This is a genomic window from Pseudomonas sp. S32, from assembly GCF_016648095.1.
Classification (GTDB): domain Bacteria; phylum Pseudomonadota; class Gammaproteobacteria; order Pseudomonadales; family Pseudomonadaceae; genus Aquipseudomonas; species Aquipseudomonas parafulva.
On sequence record NZ_JACVVF010000046.1, the window covers coordinates 21,231 to 38,712 of the forward strand.

The 17,482-nt window shown below is 63.5% G+C and carries 8 protein-coding genes and 2 pseudogenes; all 10 read left to right on the forward strand.

Features of this window, described 5'->3' with window-relative positions; genetic code table 11:
* Positions 1-257: 257 nt before the first annotated feature.
* Positions 258-1,022 (forward strand): efflux RND transporter periplasmic adaptor subunit, encoded by a 765-nt coding sequence (locus IAE38_RS19650; RefSeq protein ID WP_201163138.1) that lies wholly within the window; start codon positions 258-260, stop codon positions 1,020-1,022.
* Positions 1,019-1,250 (forward strand): annotated as a pseudogene (locus IAE38_RS24380) (HlyD family secretion protein); the annotation flags it as partial. The gene IAE38_RS19650 and the pseudogene IAE38_RS24380, both read left to right, overlap by 4 nt.
* A gap of 80 nt (positions 1,251-1,330) precedes the next feature.
* A pseudogene (locus tag IAE38_RS19655) lies at positions 1,331-2,338 on the forward strand (efflux RND transporter periplasmic adaptor subunit); the annotation flags it as partial.
* Positions 2,335-4,434 (forward strand): HlyD family efflux transporter periplasmic adaptor subunit, encoded by a 2,100-nt coding sequence (locus IAE38_RS19660; RefSeq protein WP_201218837.1) that lies wholly within the window; start codon positions 2,335-2,337, stop codon positions 4,432-4,434. The pseudogene IAE38_RS19655 and the gene IAE38_RS19660, both read left to right, overlap by 4 nt.
* Before the next feature lie 120 nt (positions 4,435-4,554).
* A complete protein-coding gene (locus IAE38_RS19665) occupies positions 4,555-5,055 on the forward strand; it encodes a GNAT family N-acetyltransferase (RefSeq protein WP_201163150.1) in 501 nt (166 codons plus the stop codon).
* Positions 5,052-5,384, forward strand: a complete 333-nt coding sequence (locus IAE38_RS19670) for a DUF6916 family protein (RefSeq protein WP_201163141.1) — start codon at positions 5,052-5,054, stop codon at positions 5,382-5,384. Before IAE38_RS19665 ends, IAE38_RS19670 begins: the two co-directional genes overlap by 4 nt.
* A gap of 74 nt (positions 5,385-5,458) precedes the next feature.
* Positions 5,459-6,013: a phage tail protein gene (locus IAE38_RS19675; RefSeq protein ID WP_201218839.1), complete on the forward strand. Its 555-nt coding sequence runs from the start codon at positions 5,459-5,461 to the stop codon at positions 6,011-6,013.
* 72 nt (positions 6,014-6,085) lie between these two features.
* Positions 6,086-6,637, forward strand: coding sequence for a phage tail protein (locus tag IAE38_RS19680; RefSeq protein ID WP_201163143.1), 552 nt, complete (start codon positions 6,086-6,088; stop codon positions 6,635-6,637).
* A gap of 57 nt (positions 6,638-6,694) precedes the next feature.
* Positions 6,695-7,249 carry a phage tail protein gene (locus IAE38_RS19685; protein WP_201163144.1) on the forward strand — a complete coding sequence of 185 codons (555 nt, stop codon included), beginning with the start codon at positions 6,695-6,697 and terminating at the stop codon, positions 7,247-7,249.
* A gap of 138 nt (positions 7,250-7,387) precedes the next feature.
* Positions 7,388-17,482 (forward strand): DUF4347 domain-containing protein (locus IAE38_RS19690; RefSeq protein ID WP_201218841.1); only part of this gene is annotated, 10,095 nt, incomplete at its 3' end.

Here is a 17,482-nt window from a genome sequence, read left to right on the forward strand (position 1 = left end):
TGCCCTTCGAAAAAGTTCAAAAAATCGATCATCGGCCCACTTCCGGCCCACCAAAAACACTGATAGCATCGCGCCACTTTCAGCGTGATCGTTACCCCGAAGTCTCTGTGATTACTGCACTGGCTGTTGCCCGTATTGCCCCTGGCGGTGCGCGTGATTTGCGACCCTGGCTGCCGACCAACGGCCGCTAAGGTGCTTGCCCAGGCGGCCGATATACCTATTCGAACAATCAAGCTTTTTTACAGGGATGTGGCGCAATGAAGCACGCAGTGTGGTGGGCGGCGTTGGCGTTGGTCAGTGGCATGGCGCAGGCTGCCACTGAAAGCGACCCCTTGCTCGATGGCGCCGCAGCCAGCAGTGGCAGCGAGGTGCGCGGTGTGCTGCGGGCACGGTCCCAGGCGGTGCTGGCCAGCGAGCTGCCAGGCCGGGTAACGGACATCCCCTTTGCCGAGGGCCAGTCGTTCAAGAAGGGCGACGTGCTGGTGCGTTTCGACTGCAGTGCGTTCCAGGCCCAGGCCAACGCATCGGCTGCTTCGGTACGTGCCGCCCGCGAAGAACTGCGCAACAAGCAGCAACTGGCGGCGCTCAATTCCGTCGGCCGTTTCGAGGTGTCCTTGGCCGAGGCGCGTCAGGCCCAGGCCCAGGCTGAAGCCCAGGTGTACCAGGTGCAGGTGCAACGCTGCCAGGTGAAGGCGCCCTACGATGGGCAGGTGGTGCAGCGCCGTGTGCAGGCCCACGAAAGCGTGGCCAGTGGTGCGCCACTGCTGGAAATCGTCGACAACCGTTCGCTGGAAATCCACCTGCTGGTGCCATCGCGCTGGCTGGGCAAGCTCAAACCCGACCAAACCTTTACCTTCGTGCCCGATGAGACCGGCAAGCCGATCGACGCCGTGGTCAAGCGCCTTGGCGCGCGCATCGACGAAGGCAGCCAGACCCTTCTGCTGATTGGCAACCTGCCGGCCAATACCCCCGGCCTGCTGGCAGGCATGAGCGGTACCGCACGTTTCGCGGAGCCGCAATGAACGCGCCCGTGCCCGGCCCGCTGGAACAGCTGCTGGCGCACTACCTGAAGCTGGAGCGCCAGGCCCGGGCGGCGATGTCCACCGAGGTGCTGGCCTTCAGCATGGTCAACGACAGCCAGCCACTGTTCGGCTACCGCCACGGCGCGCTGTTGATCGCGGGCAAGGTGCGTGCGCTTACCGGCATCAGCGTGGTCGAGCCGAATGCGCCCTTTGTGGTGTTCATCGAACGTATGGCTGGGCGCCTGGCTGGCGGGGACCGCTTCGCGCTGCCGGGCGTGGTGGCGCTGGACAGCGCCGACAGTGCCAGCCAGGAAGACTGGCTGGCACTGTCGGCGCCCCATGCCTTCTGGCTGCCGCTCAAGGGCCGCGATGGCCAGGTATTTGGTGGCCTGTGGCTGGCCCGCGACACCTCCTGGAGCGAGGCCGAGCAGGTGCTGCTTGCACAACTGGGTGACTGCTATAGCCATGCCTGGCGCGCGCTGCAACCGGGCAAACCCTGGCGCCTGCGTTGGCCGGCCCGTGCCCGCTGGGCAGTGGCGGCAGCACTGCTGCTGGTGCTGTTGATTCCGGTACGCCAGTCGGTACTGGCCCCGGCAGAGGTTGTGCCGCGCAATGGCCAGGTGGTTGCTGCACCGTTGGATGGGGTGGTCGCAGAGTTTCTGGTCAAGCCCAACCAGCCGGTTAAAACCGGTGACGTGCTGGTGCGCTTCGATGCCACCAGCCTCAAGGCCCAGGCCGATGTGGCGCAGCGCACCCTGGGTGTGGCCGAGGCGGAACTCAAGGCCAATACCCAGCGCGCATTCTCCGATGCCGACTCCAGCGCCCGTATCGACTTGCTGGCCGCACGGGTCGAGCAAAAACGCGCTGAGCGTGACTACGCCCGCGACCTGCTGGCCCGCAGCCAGGTACGCGCCGAGCGCGACGGCATCGCAGTGTTTGCCGATGCCCAGCGCTGGGTCGGCAAACCCATGCGTACCGGTGAACGGCTGATGGAGATCGCCAACCCGGCCCAGGCCGAGCTGCGTATCGAACTGCCGGTGGCGGATGCCATCGGCCTGGAGAAGGGCGCTGAAGTGGCGTTGTTTCTCGACAGTGACCCACTGAACCGGCACCGCGGCGTGCTGGAACGTGCCGCCTACCAGGCGCAAACCACCCCAGCCGGGCAGTTGGCCTATCGGCTGGATGCAGGCTTCGAGCAAGCACCACCGCGCATAGGCTTGCGCGGCACCGCCAAGGTATTCGGTGCCCGTGCCCCGCTGGCCCTTTACGTGCTGCGCCGGCCACTGGCAGCCCTGCGCCAGGCGGTGGGCCTGTGAACTTGCCGGCGCTGCGGCCAGACCTGCAACTGTCGCCAGGCGCCCCGGGCCTTGACGGTGCCCCGCAATGGACCCTGGCCGACCCCCTGCGTGGCCGCTATTTCAAGCTGGGTGCCCCGGCCATGCGCCTGTTGCGCCACTGGGCACTGGGCGACCCACAGCGCGTGTTGAGCGCGGCCAATGCCGAACCAGGCGCCCCATTGACCGGGCAGGCCATGGAAGAGCTGCTGCGTTTTTTGCGCGGGCACGACCTGGTCAGCGCCGTGGATGCCGAGCAACGGGCCAGCTATGCGGCCAAGGCAGCGGCGCAGCGCCAGGGTATCTGGACGCAGGTCCTGCACAAATACCTGTTTTTCCGCATACCGCTGTGGCGCCCGGATGCCTTCCTTAACCGCACCTGGCCGTGGCTGGAGCGTCATGGGCCGTACCTGCTGCGTTACGGCTTGCCCACCGTGCTGCTGCTCGGGCTGTTTCTGGTGATGCGTGACTGGGAGCGTTTTCTGGCTACCTTTCCGCACCTGCTCAGCCTTGGCGGTATGGTCGCGTTTGGTGTCGCCCTGGGTTTTGCCAAGCTGTGCCACGAATTCGGCCACGCCTACATGGCCAAGCGCGCCGGTTGCCGGGTACCGAGCATGGGCGTGGCGTTCATGGTGCTGCTGCCCATGCTGTACACCGATGTCAGCGATGCCTGGCGTGTGCAAGACCGCCGCACGCGCCTGTTGATCGGTGCCGGCGGCGTGCTGGCCGAGCTGGTGCTGGCCTGCATCGCACTGCTGGCCTGGTCGTTGTTGCCGGACGGGGCAGGGCGCACCGCAGCCTTCATGCTGGCCAGCGCCACCTGGCTGACCACACTGGCGATCAACATCAACCCGTTGATGCGCTTCGACGGGTATTTCCTGCTCAGTGACCTGTGGGGCGTCGACAACCTGCAGGGCCGTGCGTTCGCCCTGGGGCGCTGGCAATTGCGGGAAAAGCTGTTTGGCTATGGCGAGCCGATGCCCGAACGCTGGTCGCCAGCCCTGCGCCGTCGCCTGCTGTGCTGGAGCTACGCGTCCTGGCTGTGGCGCGCCGTTCTGTTCTTCGGCATTGCCCTGGCGGTGTATCACCTGTTCTTCAAGGTGCTCGGCATTTTCCTGATGATGGTCGAGTTGGTGTGGTTCATCGGGTTGCCGGTATGGAACGAGTGCAAGCACTGGTGGCAGCACCGGGCCAAGGCCCAGCCGCGCAAGGTGCTGATGCTCGGCAGCAGCCTGGTGCTGCTGCTGGCGCTGCTGCTGGTGCCGTGGCGCAGTGGGGTCGAGGTGCCGGCGATGCTCCAAGCCTCGCGTGTGAGCGCCTTGCATGCGCCCACTGCGGCGCAGGTGCACGAGGTGTTGGTAAAGGATGGGCAGGCGGTACAGGCCGATCAGGTTCTGGTGGCCTTGGTGTCGCCTGATCTGGAGGCCCGCATGGCCATTGGCCGGCGCGAGATCGAGATACTTCAGTTGCAGCTGCGGCGCCAGTCCGGTCGCAGCCAAACCGCGGCCGACACTGGCATCCTCGAACAGCGCCTGGCTGAGGCCGTGGCCGAGTACCGAGGCCTGGCCGCTCAACGCCAGCGCTTGATGATCCGTGCGCCCTACACCGGTACGGTGCGCGACATGGCCGACAACCTTGCGCCGGGGCGCTGGGTTGGCAGTGAGCTACCGCTGGCACAGGTGATCGAGGCAGGCCAGCGCGTGCGTGGGTATGTAGCCGAGGCGGACCTCTGGCGGGTGACGACGGGCATGGCGGGGCAGTTCATTGCCGACGACATCCTGCGCACTTCGCTACCCGTCACCCTGGACGCGGTAGACACCAACGGCGTGGCCTATATTGATGAGCAAGCCCTGATCTCAGACCACCAAGGGCGCATCGCAACACGCCAGGACGAAGAGAAGAGGGCGCAGCCATTGCAGGCGCAATATGGCGCCCAATTCATGCTGGGCAAGCCTGCATCCGAGCAGTTTGCACACCCGTTGCGTGGCGTTGTGGTGCTGCAGGGCAGGGCGGAGTCGCTGATCGTGGCAGCGTGGCGAAAGATCGCTGCAATCGGCGTGAGGGAAAGTGGATTTTGATAGCTGGATTGTAAGACAATCTGCTATACGATAATGGCATATAGCCACACTGTTGACGGTGACCGTGTTCACGCCAGCCGTCGATTTACACAGTTACCCATGACAGGGAAGTTTGCTTTGATGTCCAAGTGCGCTGTGGCTCTGCGTGCCCTGGAAACGGGCGACATGCAATTCATCGAACATCTTTACGCCACCAGCCGCGCGGGTGAAATGTCCCATAGCGGCTGGCCTGCAGAGCAGATCGAGCGGTTTCTGCACATGCAGTTCAACGCGCAGCACACCTATTACCAACAGCACTTTACCGATGCTGAGTTTTATATCGTCGAACGGGCTGGCGAGCCTGTCGGCCGCCTTTACATGCGCTTCGGCGTCACCTGCGCCGTACTGATCGATATTGCCCTGCTGCCAGCCTACCAGCGGCGCGGGATCGGTACCGCCCTGCTCGAAAACATGTTGCACCGCGCCGACAACCTGCAACTGCCCGTCGAGTTGTCTGTGGAACCCTACAACCCGGCGCAGCAGCTTTATCAGCGCTTCGGATTCGAAGTCATCAACCAAGCTGGGGTTTACCTGCGCATGCGGCGCGAAGCCCCGGCTCACCCAAGCAGGATGCCCTCATGAGCGATGTGATCGATTACAAGATGCCCAGCTACGCCGAGCTGGAGGGCGCACCCGCCGAGGGTTTCGCCCTCCAGGTAGCGCCTGGGCAGTATGTGCAGGTCGAGCGTGTGGCCTTGCGCGTGGGCGTCGCGATGAACGCAGACTACGAATGCTATGCGGCCATCTTCGCGCTGCCGCAGGGCGTGGTCTTGCCTCAAGCAGTGTTCCGCCTTCGCGGCCCTGCCGTCCAGGCGCAGGAATGGGTGCTGCTGATGACGCCGACCCAGCCCGAACCTGATGGCCGCCACGCGCTTGAAGCGGTGATTCATCGCCTGCGCCACGCTGCCTGACGGGCCATCCGGCGCCAAGCACCTCAAGCGTTGATCGAAAGATTCCCAACCCCAGCAACAAAGGACTTGTTCGAATGAGTGATGCATACATTGGTGAGATTCGGATGTTTGCGGGCAATTATGCGCCGGTTGGCTGGATGATGTGCCAGGGCCAGGTGCTGCCTATCTCGCAGTACACAGCGCTGTTTTCAATTCTCGGCGCCACCTACGGTGGTAATGGGGTCAGCGATTTCGCGCTGCCGCACTTTGGCGGGCGCATGCCGGTTGGCCTGGGGAAGGCGCCCACAGTGACAACCTCCTACGTGTTGGGCCAGGTTGACGGGGCCGAGACCGTCACCGTGCTCGCCAGCAACATGCCCGCGCACACCCACACGCTGGGTGCAACCAGCCAGCAGGGCGTCACCAACGTACCGGGGCCATCGACCTATTTGGCTGCGGTCACGGATGCGGCGGGCTCGCCCGTCAATATTTATGGCGACACAGGCAATGCCAGCACGCCACTGAATACCACCCTGGCGCCGCAATCGCTGTCGGTGACCGGCGGCAGTGCGCCGCTCGACATTCGCAACCCGTACCTGGCCCTGTCGTTCATCATTTGCGTCTCAGGGGAATACCCACCTCACCCCTAAAAGCCGGCACTACGGGCCCATAGAGGCCGTTACTGCATCTGTTCAACTACGCGCAAACAAAGGAAGTGTTCGATGAGTGACCCTTTCATCGGCGAGATCAAGATGTTCGCCGGCAACTATGCACCCTACGGTTACGCCCAGTGTATGGGCCAGGTCATGGCGGTCAGCCAGAACCAGGCGTTGGCCGCTATCGTGGGCCCTACCTACGGTGGTGATGGGCGTACCACCTTTGGCCTGCCGAACCTCGGTGGTGTCACGCCGATAGGTCAGGGCCAGGCCCCCGGCTGCGATGCGTACAGCTGGGCTGAGTCGGGTGGCAAGGAAACGGTGCAACTGATGAGCACTAACATGCCGGCCCACACCCACCCCGTGCAGGGGACGCAGGCGGTGGGTGTAACCAACATTCCGTCGCCTACCGCTTTTCTGGCAGCAGCCGAAGATGCGGCCGGCACGCCGGCGAACATCTATGGCAGCGCCAACGACCCCAAGACGCCGATCAATACCTCCCTGTACCCGCAGGCGGTGAGTGTGGTTGGGGGTAGCTCGCCGATTTCGCTGCGCAACCCCTACATGACCATCAGCTTCATTATCGCGCTGACAGGTGAATTTCCGATCAAGCCGTGACCCTGCCGTGATGCAGGCTTGAGGCTTCTCCCCATTACGCAGCAAAGGACGTGTTCGATGAGTGAGCCATTTATTGCGGAAATCAAAATGTTTGCCGGTAACTACGTGCCCAGGGGTTATGCCCTCTGTCAGGGCCAGTTACTGCCGTTACAGCAGAACCAGGCCCTGGCGGCAGTGATCGGCAACCTGTACGGCGGTACGCTCCCCCAGACTATAGGTTTGCCGCACTTCGGTGGCGTATCGCCAATTGGGCAGGGCCAGGCGCCGGGTATAGCCGCTGCTTTCTCAGCCGGGCAGGGAGGCGGTGCGCAAACTGTGACCTTGACCAACAACAACCTGCCTCTGCACACCCACCAGCTGGGCGCGAGCAATCAGGAGGCCGTTGGCAACGCCCCGAGTTCCACGGCGATTCTGGCAGCGGCCACCGACAGTGCGGGCACCCCGCTGAACATCTATGGGCAGGCCGGTAATGCGGCCACGCCAATGGACACGCAGTTGGCCACGCAGGCAATTGGGCAAAGTGGTGCTTCGGCGCCTCTTTCTGTACGCAACCCGTGCCTGGCTGTCTCGTTCATCATCGCGTTGACGGGCATCTACCCTTCGCGTAATTGACCGGCATCAACCCGCTGACCGGCATGTGCCTCCAGGCCTGCCGAAGTCCGCAAGTACCGGCAGTACCCCATGGGGTACTGCCACTTTTAACGGTCACGGCGCAGCGGTTGCGACGTGGTGGGCACCAGGAGGTGCAACATGAAGTTCATCGAACGTTTCTCGCGTAAACCCGTCTCGCAGCCGCCCATGGCCGAAGCTGCTGCCGCGCCACTGTTGATGGCGCTTGAGCCGCGGATCATGTTCGATGCTTCGGTGGGCGTGGTCGCCCAGGACGCCACCGCGCAGACGGCTGCCGAGGCAGCCAAGGACAGCACCCCTACGGACAACGCCGGTGCTGCGCCGTCGACGCCCAGCGCGGCCCCCGGCAGCCAGCGCCAGGAAGTGGTGTTCATCGACGGTAACGTCAGCAATATCGAACAGTTGCTTACCGGGTTGTCCGGCAAGCCTGAGGTGGTCATTCTCGACCCGGAGAAAGACGGCCTGCTGCAGATGGCCGACTACCTCAAGGGCCGTGAAGGGCTGGACGCCATTCACCTGCTGTCTCACGGGGCCGAGGGTGCCGTGCAGATGGGCAACGTCTGGCTCAACAGTGGCAACCTTGCGGGGCACGCAAGCGAACTGCAGAGCATCGGTGCCGCGCTGAAGGCAGACGGCGACCTGCTGCTGTACGGCTGCAAGGTCGGTGAAGATGGCAAGGGCGAAGCCTTTGTCGAAAACCTGGCTGCCATCACAGGTGCCGACGTCGCGGCCTCCACCGACGACACGGGGGCCGCCACCCTGGGCGGCAACTGGAGCCTGGAGCGCGCCAGCGGGGCGATCGAAACGGTGGCCCTGGGTAGCGAGCTGGGGGGCTACGAGAGCCTGCTCGCTGTCAGCTATACCACCGGTTCCGGCCCGACCCTGCCGACCAATGCACTGGCCCGCTATGTGGTAGGCGACTTCAACAACGACGGCATCAGCGACATTCTGTTCCAGCCCGGCACCAACGGCACCACTTGGCAGATCGCGTTGGGCAGCAGCAGTGGTGCATTCAGCTACTACGCCGCCAGCGATGCGACCAACTCGCCCTTTTCCAACGTCACGCTGATTGACGCATCAGGCAACGGCAGCAACTACTACGCCGCCGACTTCGACAAGGATGGTGATACCGACCTGCTTGCGGTCACCACCAACAACGGCCCGGCCTACCTGTACCGCTATGACAGTGCCAGTGGCAAGTACACCCGCGAAGTGGCCGGCGGCCTGACGGATGCCACACTTGGCGTACGGTTGGTGGTGGGCGATTTCAATGGCGATGGTGCAGCCGACATTCTCTACACACCCGCATCCGCCAACGTCTGGCGTTACGCGCAGAACAACGGCGATGGCACGTTCACGACGATGGACCAGAGCGCCAGCCCGTTTGCAGGTGTAAGCCTGGTCGCCATCACTACGTACAATTACCGTGCTGTGGACTTCGACGGGGATGGCGATATCGACGTCCTCGCGTTCACCAACACCACCACCGGTTTCCTTTATCGCAACAATGGCACGTCATTCTCCCAAGCCTCCACCGCCGGGTTGCCAACAGTGCCTCTGGCCGCCCGAACCGTTGTTGGCGACTTCGATGGCGATGGCGATGCCGACATTCTGTATCAAGTCGGCGACAACGGTGCCTGGAAGTATTCCAGCCAGAACGCTGATGGCACCTTCACTACGGTCGACCTGATCAATTCCCCTTTCGGGGTGTCCAGCCTGCCCAACATGGGTTTCCAGAACGTACGCATCGGCGACTTCGATGGTGACGGCGACATCGACGTGATCGGCAGCGTGGGTGCCAGCAGCGCCATGGTCTATTTCCAGGGCGGAAGCCTGCCCAGGTTGGTGAGTGCAACCCCGGCCGACAACAGCCTGAACGTGCAGCCAGGTGCCAACATTACGCTTACCTTCAGCCAGAGCGTAACCCCAGGAAGCGGCACCATTTCCATCATCCGCCTGAGCGATGGTGCCGTGGTGCAGACCATCCAGGCCGGCAGCGCTTCGGTCACCGGCTCAGGCACCACATGGACCATCGACCCGCCGAGTGACCTGGACCAGGGCACCGCCTACGCGATCCGCATCGACAGTAAAGCGTTCGTCAATGCCGACGGTAAGACATTCAAGGGAATCACCAACAATTCGGCATTGAACTTCACCACTGCCTCTGTACAGCCGCCGGTAATCGGCAACCTCAATGGCGACGCCGTCACCTACATCGAGGACAGCCCCTACGTGCTGCTCGACGCCGGCGGTAACGCGACGGTGAGCGATGCCGATTCGTCCAACTTCAACGGTGGCAAGCTGACTGTGCAGGTCACCACCGGCCGAGTCGATGGCCAGGACGTGTTGTTCATTCGCGACCAGGTGGCCGGTGCCAACCAGGTCGTCTTGTCCGGTGCGTCGATCATGTACAACGGCCTGGTCATTGGCACCTTCACCGGCGGTAGCAACGGCAACCCCTTGGTGGTCACCTTCACCAGCAATGCCAATGCCACGACCGTGGCTGCGCTGGTGCAGAACCTGGCCTATCGCAACTCCAATGGCTCAGACCCATCGACCACCCAGCGCACCGTGTCGATCAGCATGGATGACGGCGCAGGCGGAAGCAGCAGTGTGTCCACGGTGGTAGTCGATGTGGTTGCGGTCAATGATGCACCGTTGGTCAACGTCACGGGCACCAACCCGACCTACACCGAGAATACCCCTGCGGTGCAACTGTTCAGCGGCGCGACCATCAACACGGTCGAGCCTGGCCAGAAAGTGGCCCAGATGACCTTTACCGTCAGCAACGTGGCCAATGGCGCGGCCGAGAAACTGGTGATCGACGGCAGTGACGTGACCCTGGTCAACGGCACCTCCGTGGTCACCAACAACAACGGCCTAGTGGTTACGATATCTGTCATCAGTGGCACCGCCAGCGTCACCCTCAGCTCCAGCGCAGGCCTGGACACTGCCACGGCCCAGACCATCCTCAACACCATGGCGTACCGCAACGACAGCGAAAGCCCGAACACCGCTAACCGCGTGGTTACCCTGAGCACCGTGAGCGACGACGGCGGGTCGGCCAACGGCGGTGTCCCCACCGCCGCCGTGGGTGTCTTCAGCACGGTCACGGTGGTTGGCGTGAACGATGCGCCGGTTCTTGTTGGCGGGCCCTACAGCCTACCGGCCATCAACGAAGACACCGTCAGCAACGGCCTGCGGGTATCGACTCTGTTGGCCAACTACACCCTGATCGACCCGGACGTCGGCGCCCTGAGGGGTATCGCCGTGTATGCCACCGCTGGCAACGGCACCTGGCAGTTCTCCACCGACAACGCCACCTGGACCAACTTTGGTACGGTTGCCAGTTCCAGCGCGTTGCTGCTGGCGTCCACCACCTACGTGCGCTACGTGCCGGATGGCGCCAATGGCGAGACGGCCAGCTTCGGCTTCCGTGGCTGGGACCAGACCACCGGGGCTGCATCGGTCAATGGTGTGCGCGGCACCGCCGATACCACCAGCAATGGCGGTACCACAGCCTTCTCTACAGGCACTGGCGTGGCCAACCAGCCCGTCAGCTCGCTGAACGACGCACCGGTGATGACGCCGGTTTCGCCAACCCTGGGTGGGCTGACCGATACCTCGGTCGACAACGGCGGCAGCACCGTGCTCGCGCTGCTGGGCGGCGTGACTGACGTCGATGCCGCGCCAGCCCAAGGTATGGCGATCACCGACCTGACTGCCACCTATGGCAAGTGGCAGTACAGCCTCGATGCTGGCAGCACCTGGAGCGACGTAGGTGCCGTGACTACCAGCTCAGCCCTGATTCTCACCGCCCAGAACCGGGTACGCTTTGTGCCGGACGGCATCCACGGTGAAACGGCCACCATCACCTACAAGGCCTGGGACCAGACCAGCGATGCGGGTTTGCAAGGCACCAAGGTCAATGTCAGTGTGTCTGGTGGCGCGTCGGCCTATTCCACAGGCACCGATGTCGCCAGCGTAGTCGTCACTGCGGTCAACGATGCACCGGTACTGACCGTAACCGGCACCCCCGCGGCCTGGACTGAGGGCAACAACGTTCCTTCCACCCCCATCGTCGTGGACGGGGCTCTGACCGTGTCCGACGCGGATGGCCCCAACCCGAACCAGGCCACGGCGCGCCTGCTTACCTACTACAGCGCACAGGACACGTTGAGCTTCGTCAATGACGGGGTTTCGATGGGCAACATCGTCGGCAGCTGGAGCGTTGGTACCGGCATACTCACCCTGACGTCAGCCGGCAACCAGGCCACCACTGCTCAGTTCCAGGCAGCATTGCGAGCGGTCACCTACAGCAATGCATCGGAAACCCCGAATACAACCACCCGCACGGTGGAGTTCATCCTCACCGATGGCGGCAATGTTTCGTCAGCCGCCGTTACCCGCGATATCACCATTACCGCCGTAGACGATGCCCCGGTCATCAGCGCCGCAGCATCCCAGCAGATCAGCGAAGACACACCCACTGCACTCAGCCAGATCAGCTTCAGCGATGTGGATTCGACCCTGGGCATCGTCACCCTGTCGGTTGCCAGCGGAGGCCTCAGTGCGGCCGATGCCGACGGCGTGACCGTAGGGGGAACGGCGACGGCAATGACCCTGAGCGGCTCATTGGCCAACATCAACCAGTTCATTGCCAACAATCGCCTGGTATTCACCCCGGCGGCCAACGCCAGCGGCGATGTCACCCTCACCATCAACGTCAACACCAACAGCGTTGCGGATGCGACCACCAGCATGACCTTGCAGGTGGTTGCGGTGAACGATGCACCGGTGGTCACCGTGCCGGCCAGCATCACGGTGACCGAGGACGTACCGGGTTACGTCACCGGCATCAGTTTCAGCGATGTGGACGCTGGTAATGGCAACGTCACTGCCACGTTCTCGGTGGTTCGCGGCACCCTGACAGCGGCTGCAACCAGTGGTGTTATGGTCGGTGGCGCAGGTACCGGTGTGCTGACCCTGACCGGCACCCTGGCGGACCTCAACGCACTGCTCGCCAGCAACAACCTCAGCTACCGCACCGCCCAGGACGACACCCAGTCCGTGACCCTGACGGTAACGCTCAACGACAACGGCAATACAGGTGGCCCGGCCCTGAGTGACAGCAAGGCCCTCACCATCAATGTGGATGCCGTAAACGATGCACCGGTCAACAGCATCCCCTCGCTGCAGACTGCACAGCAAGGTGTACCGCTGGCGTTCAATACGGCCAACGGCAATGCCATCTCGATCAGTGATGTGGATGCTGGCAGCGACCCTATGCTGGTGACCTTGTCCGCGGTCAACGGTACGATCTCGCTGTCTTCTCTCAACGGTGTGACCTTGTTGAACGGCACGGGTGTCAATGACACATGGGTGCGCCTGCTTGGCAATCAGACCAACCTCAACGCCGCGCTGCAGAGCCTTACGTTCAAGGCAAACGACGGTTACCTGGGTGCAGCCAGCCTGATCATCCAGACCAATGACCTGGGGAAATCGGGCGCCGGTAGTGCGCTGACGGATACTGACACGGTGCAGATCAACGTGATCCCGGTTAACCCGAAGGTCACCAGCGTTTCAGCCTCTGGTTTTGACAGAACGGTGAAAGCCGGCGACGAGGTGCTCATCGAGGTCGCGTTCGATCAGGTGGTCAACGCCGACACCAGCGGCGGCGTCCCGAGCCTGCTGCTGGAAACCGGCCTGATCGATCGCGAAGCGGTTTACATCAGTGGGTCGGGCAGCAGTATTCTGGTGTTCAAGTACACCGTGCAGGCCGGCGACACCAGCGCCGACCTGGACTTCCACAGTACGGCTGCCCTGCAGCTCAACGGCGCGGTGCTGGCCAACGCCAGCAACGACCTGGCAGTGCTTACACTGCCTAGCGTGGGCAGCGCCGATTCGCTGGGTGGGCGCAGCAATATCGTGGTCGACGGTGTGGTGCCAGTGGTGGCCAGCGTACAGGCGCCTTTCGACGGTACGTATATCCTCGGCCAGAACCTGGACTTCACCGTCAACTTCAGCGAGAACGTGACAGTTGACAGCACCACGGGCGTGCCGCGCATCGCGATTACACTGGACACCGGCGGCACCGCGTACGCCGAATACGTCTCCGGCTCCGGCGGCAGCGCCCTGGTGTTCCGCCTGACCGTCACCAGCGGCCAGCTCGACAGCACCGGTGTGACCCTGGGCAGCACCGTGCAGCTTAATGGCGGCAGTATCCGCGATGTCGCCGGCAATGACACCGTGGTAACCCTGAACAGCGTGGCCAGCACGGCCAATGTCAACGTCGACGGGATTGTGCCTACGGTGGTCAGCGTTGCACCGCCGCTGGCCGGCAGCTATAAGGCCGGCGATGTGCTTAGCTTTACCGTCAATGCCAGCGAAGCAGTGCAGACCGGTGCACTGGCACCACGCCTGGTACTGGATGTGGGCGGGGTCACCCGTTATGCCACGTACGTGTCCGGCAGTGGCAGCGCGGCACTGGTGTTCCACTACACCGTGCAGGCCGGCGATACTGCGGCCAACGGCATCACCCTTGCCACCCTCGACCTGCGCGGTGAGCCGCTCACCGACCTGGCCGGCAACGACCTCAACCTGGCGCTCAATGGCGTGGGTGATACGGCGGGGGTGTTGATCGACACCACTGCGCCAACGGTTGGCAGCATCGTGCGTGTGGATGCCAGCCCGAGCAATAGCAGCTCGGTGAGCTATACCGTCACCTTCGACGAGAATGTCAGCGGCGTTGACCTCAGTGATTTTGTCCTGGTGTCCAGTGGCACTGCCAGCGGCAGTATCAGCAGCGTCACGGCGGTGGATGGGCGTACCTATACCGTATTGGTAAACGGCCTGAATGGCATCGGCGGCCTGCGCCTGGACCTGAAAAACAGCGGCACTGGCATCGTCGATGGTGCCGGCAACGCCGTGGTCGGCGGTTTGAGTGGGGACACCTACATCATCGACCGCGTCGCACCGAGCGTGGTCAGCGTCGCGGTGCCGGGCAACGGTACCTATGTGGCGGGGCAGAGCCTGGACTTCACCGTGCAGCTGGATGAAGCGGCACTGCTGGACACCAGCGGCGGTACGCCACGCATTGCCGTTACGCTGGACGATGGCACGGTGGCCTACGCTACTTACCTGTCCGGTGCCGGCACCAGTGCCCTGGTGTTCCGCATGACCGTTGCCAATGGGCAACTGGACACCAACGGCGTGACCCTGGGCGGCAGCATCCAGCTCAATGGCGCTACCCTGCGCGACGCGGTTGGCAATGACGTCAACCTTGCGTTGAACAACGTCGCCAGCACTACGGGGGTGTTGGTGGATGCCGTGGCCCCCGTGATCGAATCGGTAACCGTGCCAGGCGCCGGCAGCTACAAGGTGGGCGACGTGCTGGCCTTCACCGTCAATGCCAGCGAAGCGCTGCTGCTCGGCCCGATGGCCCCGCGCCTGGCGTTGGATGTGGGGGGCATTACGCGTTACGCCACGTATGTATCCGGCAACGGTAGCGCGGCGCTGGTGTTCGAGTACGTCGTGCAAGCCGGCGATACCGACGCCAACGGCATTGCGCTTGCCGGCCTCGATCTGCGCGGCGAAACCCTGACCGACTTCGCTGGCAACGACCTGAACATGGTCCTCAATGGCGTGGGCAGCACGGCCGGCGTCCTGATCGACACCACCGTGCCTACCGCCACCAACATCTCGCGTGTGGATACCAGCCCAAGCAACAGTGGCTCGGTCAGCTTCACCGTGGCCTTTAGTGAGCGCGTCGGCAACGTCGATGCCAGCGATTTCGAGCTGGTGTTCAGCGGTAGCGCCTTCGGCAGCATCGGCAGCATTACCACTGTCGATGGCCTGACCTACACCGTGAACGTCAGCGGCCTGGTGGGCACTGGCAGCGTGCGCCTGGACCTGAAACCGGGCACCGATATCGCCGATGCCGCAGGCAACCGGGTGGCCGCTGGCCTGGCGGGCGAGGGCTACAGTATCGACCGTGATGTCCCGAGCGTGACCGGTGTCAGCGTGCCAGCCAACGGCCGCTATACGGCCGGGCAGCACCTGGACTTCACTGTAAGCCTGAGTGAAGCGGTGCAGGTTGACACCGGCAACGGCACTGCCCGCATCGCTGTGACACTGGACGATGGTACGGTGGCCTACGCCACTTACCTGTCCGGTGCCGGCACTAACGCATTGGTGTTCCGCCTGACCGTTGCCAATGGGCAGCTGGACACCAACGGCGTGACCCTGGGCGGCAGCATCCAGCTCAATGGCGCTACCCTGCGCGACGCGGTTGGCAATGACGTCAACCTTGCGTTGAACAACGTCGCCAGCACCACGGGGGTGTTGGTGGATGCCGTGGCCCCCGTGATCGAATCGGTAACCGTGCCAGGCGCCGGCAGCTACAAGGCGGGCGATGTACTGGCCTTCACCGTCAATGCCAGCGAAGCGCTGCTGCTCGGCCCGATGGCCCCGCGCCTGGCGTTGGATGTGGGGGGCATTACGCGTTACGCCACGTATGTATCCGGCAACGGTAGCGCGGCGCTGGTGTTCGAGTACGTTGTGCAAGCCGGCGACACCGACGCCAACGGTATTGCGCTTGCCGGCCTCGATCTGCGCGGCGAAACCCTGACCGACTTCGCTGGCAACGACCTGAACATGGTCCTCAATGGCGTGGGCAGCACTGCCGGCGTCCTGATCGACACCACCGCGCCAGCCGCCACCAACATCTCGCGTGTAGATGCCAGCCCAAGCAACAGTGGCTCGGTCAGCTTCACCGTGGCCTTTAGTGAGCGCGTCGGCAACGTCGATGCCAGCGATTTCGAACTGGTGTTCAGCGGTAGCGCCTTCGGCAGCATCGGCAGCATTACCACTGTCGATGGCCTGACCTACACCGTGAACGTTAGCGGCCTGGTGGGCACTGGCAGCGTGCGCCTGGACCTGAAACCGGGCACCGATATCGCCGATGCCGCAGGCAACCGGGTGGCCGCTGGCCTGGCCGGCGAGGGCTACAGTATCGACCGTGATGTCCCGAGCGTGACCGGTGTCAGCGTGCCAGCCAACGGCCGCTATACGGCCGGGCAGCACCTGGACTTCACTGTAAGCCTGAGTGAAGCGGTGCAGGTTGACACCGGCAACGGCACTGCCCGCATCGCTGTGACACTGGACGATGGTACGGTGGCCTACGCCACTTACCTGTCCGGTGCTGGCACTGACGCATTGGTGTTCCGCCTGACCGTTGCCAATGCGCAGCTGGACACCAACGGCGTGACACTGGGCGGCAGCATCCAGCTCAATGGCGCTACCCTGCGCGACGCGGTTGGCAATGACGTCAACCTGGCGTTGAACAACGTCGCCAGCACCACGGGGGTGTTGGTGGATGCCGTGGCACCCGTGATCGAATCGGTGACCGTGCCAGGCGCCGGCAGCTACAAGGTGGGCGATGTACTGGCCTTCACCGTCAATGCCAGCGAAGCGCTGCTGCTCGGCCCGATGGGCCCGCGCCTGGCGCTGGATGTGGGGGGCATTACGCGTTACGCCACGTATGTGTCCGGCAACGGTAGCGCGGCGCTGGTGTTCGAGTACGTCGTGCAAGCCGGCGACACCGACGCCAACGGTATTGAGCTTGCCGGCCTCGATCTGCGCGGTGAAACCCTGACTGACCTGGCAGGTAACGCCCTGGACCTCGCCCTCAACGGTGCGGGCAGTACGGCAGGCGTGGTGATCGACACGACCGCGCCAAGCGTTGGCAGCATCGTGCGTATCGATGCCAACCCGAACAACAGTGGTTCGGTCAGCTACACCGTGAGCTTCGACGAGGATGTCAAAGGCGTTGATGTCAGCGATTTCAGCCTGTTCCTCACGGGCTCTGCTGCGGGCAGCATCAGCAGCGTCACGGCTGTAGACGGGCGTACCTACACCGTTGTGGTAACTGGCCTGAGCGGTAGCGGCAGCCTGCGGCTGGACCTGAACAGCAGTGGTACGGGTATTGCTGACGCGGCAGGCAATGCGGTGGTCGGCGGGTTGAGTGGCGCCACCTACACCATCGACCGCGTCGCCCCCAGTGTGGCCAGCGTGCAAGTGCCGGGCAACGGCACTTATGTGGCCGGGCAGAATCTGGACTTCACTGTGCAGCTTGATGAAGCGGCGCAGCTGGATACCAGCAATGGCACCCCACGCATCGCCGTGACGCTGGACGACGGCACGGTGGCCTACGCC